This is a genomic window from Micromonospora sp. KC721 (genome assembly GCF_004348355.1).
GTDB lineage: Bacteria > Actinomycetota > Actinomycetes > Mycobacteriales > Micromonosporaceae > Micromonospora.
This window is the reverse complement of the sequence record NZ_SMJY01000313.1, coordinates 1-4,219: the sequence shown is the minus strand read 5'-3', so window position 1 is coordinate 4,219 and position 4,219 is coordinate 1. Positions and strand designations below refer to the sequence as shown.

At 71.8% G+C, this 4,219-nt stretch carries 4 protein-coding genes; 2 read left to right on the top strand and 2 right to left on the bottom strand.

What is annotated here, in order from left to right; all coding sequences use genetic code 11:
- On the top strand, positions 1–823 hold an 823-nt coding region (locus E1182_RS29510), incomplete at its 5' end, for a tyrosine-type recombinase/integrase (protein ID WP_132270995.1).
- Positions 824–880: 57 nt separating this feature from the next.
- On the opposite strand, the gene E1182_RS29505 is transcribed toward E1182_RS29510, so the two are convergent.
- Both E1182_RS29505 and E1182_RS29500 read right to left on the bottom strand, forming a co-directional pair.
- Complete coding sequence (locus E1182_RS29505) at positions 881–2,140, bottom strand: MFS transporter (protein ID WP_132270994.1); 1,260 nt, start codon at positions 2,138–2,140, stop codon at positions 881–883.
- Positions 2,137–2,829, bottom strand: a complete 693-nt coding sequence (locus E1182_RS29500) for a winged helix-turn-helix domain-containing protein (protein WP_132270993.1) — start codon at positions 2,827–2,829, stop codon at positions 2,137–2,139. Before E1182_RS29500 ends, E1182_RS29505 begins: the two co-directional genes overlap by 4 nt.
- A gap of 516 nt (positions 2,830–3,345) precedes the next feature.
- Here E1182_RS29500 and E1182_RS29495 point away from each other — a divergent pair.
- Positions 3,346–4,219, top strand: an 874-nt coding sequence (locus E1182_RS29495) for a glutamate mutase L (protein ID WP_371687623.1), incomplete at its 3' end; no start/stop codon positions are given.

Below are 4,219 nucleotides of genomic sequence, written 5' to 3'. Positions count from 1 at the left end.
CCTCTCCCCCCGCCTGATGCGCGCCGCGTTCGCCCGCTTCGCCGTCCCCCGGGCCGCGGCCTCGGTGCACCGGGCCTGGTCGAGCTGGAACGCGTTCTTCACCTTCCTGGTGGCCGAAGGGGTGGTGGCCGGCAACCCGATGCCGGCGGTGGGCCGTCCGCGTACCCCACTGCCCCAACCGAAGCCGCTGCGCGGCGACGACACCCCCGAGCAACTGCTGGCGTCGGTGGCGCGTGAGGACGCCCGGCAGCGGGATCCGTGGCCGGAGCGGGACGTGGCGGTGCTGGCGTTGGCGCTGTGCGCGGGGCTGCGCCTGTCGGAGCTGCTGGCGTTGCGGGTGTCGTCGGTGGCGGGTCGGCCGGGTGAGCGGCGGGTGGACGTGGCGGGCAAGGGCGGCCGGCCGCGGGTGGTGCCGATCGAGCCGGAGCTGGACCGGGTACTGGTGACCTATCTGGAGAGTCGGGCGCGGCGGTTCGGTTCGCGTACGGTGCGGCCGGACTCGCCGTTGCTGGTGGATCGGCGGGGTGAGCCGCTGCGCCGGGGTGGGTTGCAGTATCTGGTGGACTCGTGTTACCGGCGGGCGGGCATCGGTGACCGGGTGCCGCGGGGTGCGCGGTTGCACGCGTTGCGGCACACCTTCGCGACGCGGTTGGCGGAGGACGGGGCGAGTGCGGCGGAGATCATGCGGTTGCTGGGCCATGCGTCGTTGGCGTCGTCGCAGACGTACATCGAGGTGACGGCGGGTCAGCAGCGGGCGGCGGTGCGGTCGAACCGGACGCACCGGGTGTTGTCGGCGCTGGTGGGGCCGGCTCAGGGGTCCTGATCGCCGGTGGCGTGCGAGGTGGTAGGTCGTCCGCTGTTCGGGCCGGTGATGGCCTGGTCAGCCCGGCACGGAGACCAGAGTGGTGGTTGGAGCCGGCCGGTTCATCAGCCGCCAGGTGCGTCTGCGGATCAGTGGGTCGAGGGTGACCAGCAGGTACGCCGTTCCCACGGCGAGGATGCCGCCGGTGGCGCCGAGCGTGGATGCGAGCACGCCGCCGACGAGCCCGCCGAGCGGGATGCCGGCCCAGGCCAGGCCGCTGACCGCGCCGAGGACGCGTGCCCGCAGGTTAGCCGGGATGCGTTCGAACTCCGCGGCGGACAGCAGGGGGTTGATGGCCCCGAGCAGTACCCCGCCGGCGAGCGCGACGCCGGCGATGACGGGTAGTCCGACCGGCAGCGCCAGCACGAAGATCCGTGGGACGGCGCCGAGCAGGAAGGCCAGGGCGTACGTGCGCCATCGCGGCAGGCGTGCGCCGTATATCGACACGAGCAGCGACCCGACGACGGCGCCGGCGCTCAGCGCGCCGAAGACGAGTCCGACGGGTGCGGCGTCGTGGAAGCGCTCGGCTGCCCACACCGGGATGAGCACTGCGGTCAGCGCTTGGTCGAGGAGGTTCGTCAGCAGCACCATCGCGACGATCGCCCGTAGCAGCGGGTCATGCCGGACGAAGCGGAGCCCGGCGCCGAGGTCGGCGAGGTAGCCGCCGACGCCGGTGCGGTGGCCCGCCTCGGCCGGGTCGGGTTCGGTCCGTCGGATCCGGACCAGGGTCGCGACCAGCGCGGCGGCGAGCAGGAAGCTGGCCGCGTCCAGCGCGATGACCGCGGGAGCGCCGACCAGGGCGATCAGCACTGCGCCCAGCGGCGCCCCGATCAGGGAGCCGAGGCGTTGCACGCTGTCGGCGAGCCCGGCGGCACGTTCGTTGCTCCAGCCGGCGGTGGCGGCGACGTCGGGCACCATCGCGTACTTCGCGTTGTCCGACGGGCCGCGGAACAGTCCGACAAGACCGACCAGTACGAGCAGGACGGGATAGGCGAGCAGGTCGGCGGCGTACAGCAGGGGCACCACGCCGAGCACGAGTCCGGCGATGAGGTCGCCGCCGACGCTGGCCATCCGTGGCCCGATGCGGTCGACCAGTGGTCCGCCGAGTATGCGTGTGGTGACCAGGGCGGCCATCTCCACGAACGCGGTGATCCCGGTCAGTAGGGCGTCGCCGGTGGTCTGCAGCACGAACCAGGGCAGCGCCACGACCGACATCCGGGTGCCGGTGACCGAGACCGCCTGGGCGATGAGCAGCCCGTACGGGGACCGTCGATTCATGGTCGGTCCCCGTCGGCGGTACCGGACGATTGATCGCCTGTGGTGCCCGGCCCGCCGGCGGTTGTGGTTCGCGTCGCCAACAGCGCGTCCAGTTGGCCGCGTCGCGGGAAGATCTGGAACTGGGTGGTCACCGCGACGCGTTCCGACCCGTCACCGGCCCGTTGCGCTGCCCGGTCCCGGTATCGCACCAGCAGGGCCATCATGTCGTCGGCGAGCTGCCGGGCCTCGGCGGCGGTCAGGTTGACCGTGAGGTCGCTCATGGAAGCGGCTCGTTCCCATTCCTGCGGCCAGTCGGCCAGCTCGGTGATGGACCGCTCGACGTTCTCCGCGTAGATCCGAGCGACCGTGCGCAGGTACGCCTCGCCGAGTTCACGCTCCGGCGCGTCCCGGTCGGGGGCGTCGAACCAGGTCGAGCGGTGCACGGCGCGCCAGAAGCGTTCTCGTCCGTGGCCCAGCTCGGGCGCGTCGGTGATGAAGCCGTGAGCTGCCAGGGTGCGGAGGTGGTAGCTGGTAGCTGCGCTGGACTCGCCGAGTCGGGCGGCCAGCTGGGTGGCGGTCTGTGGTCCTTCATGGCGCAGTGAGCCGAGCAGCCGCAGGCGCAGTGGATGGGCTACACCGCGCAGCGTGCGTGCGTCGAGGACCACGTCCTGTGTGGAGTCGTATCCGGGCTTGTGCGGATCTTCGGTCATGATGCCAAGATAATTATGCAAAGCTGTCTTTGCAACAGGTTGTTGGCATAGGCTGACTCCGGCGCTGTGGTTGGCCCGCGAGGTACGACCCGCCGCACTCGTCGACCAACTCTCCGGCGGATCTCGAACGGCGTGCCCACGAGCTGGCGGTACCGGCCATCACTGCACCAGGTGGTCACGGACGCCGTCCGTCGACCTGCGCAGCCGACTCGAACACGCCGAGAGCGTGTTCGGCGAAGCGCGCGGCAGATCGTCGACTCCCCGGCCCGCCTGGTAGTCGTCGTTGGTTGGAAACCACGGGCGGCCCGTCGGTGGGTGTCACTGCGGCAACTGCCGCTGGGGTGGGCGGCGGTGTGGCAGGCTGGGGTGGAACGCGACTGGCGGCACGGGGATGGGTGTGACCATCGGGGAGCTCGTCGCGGGGGTCGACCGCCTGGGCCTCCGTGGGCGAGGTGTGCTGTGTCGGTTTCTTCTTCTTCGACGGCTACGACCGCGCGGCTGTTGCCGGGTGGGCCGGTGGCGGATCGGGTGCTGGCCGAGGTGGCCGAGGGTGTGGCGGAGTTGCGGGCGGCGGGGGTGACGCCGGCCCTGGCGACGGTGCTGGTGGGTGAGGACGACGCGAGCGCCGGATACATCCGGATCAAGCAGCGGCAGGCGGCGCTTCTGGGGTTCGCGTCGCCGCACGTGCATCTTCCGGGCTCGGCGTCGCAGGCGGATCTGGAGGCGGTGTTGGCGGATTTCACCGCCGACCGCGGGGTGCACGGGGTGCTGGTGCAGCATCCGGTGCCCGGGCATCTGGACTATGACCGGGCGGTGCAGGTGCTGGATCCGGACAAGGACGTTGACGGGATGCATCCGGTGAACATGGGTCGGTTGGCGTTGGGTCTGCCGGGGCCGCTGCCGTGTACGCCGGCGGGGATCGAGGCGTTGTTGGCGTTTCACGGGGTCCCGGTGGCGGGCCGGGAGGTGGTGATCCTGGGTCGGGGTGCCACGTTGGGTCGGCCGTTGGCGATGTTGTTGGCGCAGAAGCGGCCGACGGCGAATGCGGCGGTGACGGTGGTGCACACGGGGGTGGCGGACTGGCCGCGGTACACGCGGCGGGCGGAGATTCTGGTGGCGGCGGCGGGGGTGCCGGTGACGGTGGCGGACAATGTGTTGCCGCGTATCGGGGTGTTGGCGCCGGCGTCGGCGCGGGCGGCGATCCGGGGGGTGTTCCTGCGGCACGTCATCGGTGGCAAGAGGTTGTCGCGGGGTGGCCGGTTCGCGCGGCTGGTGCGGGCGGCCACCCCGGACGCGGTGCTGACCGGGGTGGAGGTGCTCGCGGACACCGTCGGTGGTGATCTGGTGGTGGTGGACGTCGGTGGGGCGACCACCGACGTGTACTCGGTGC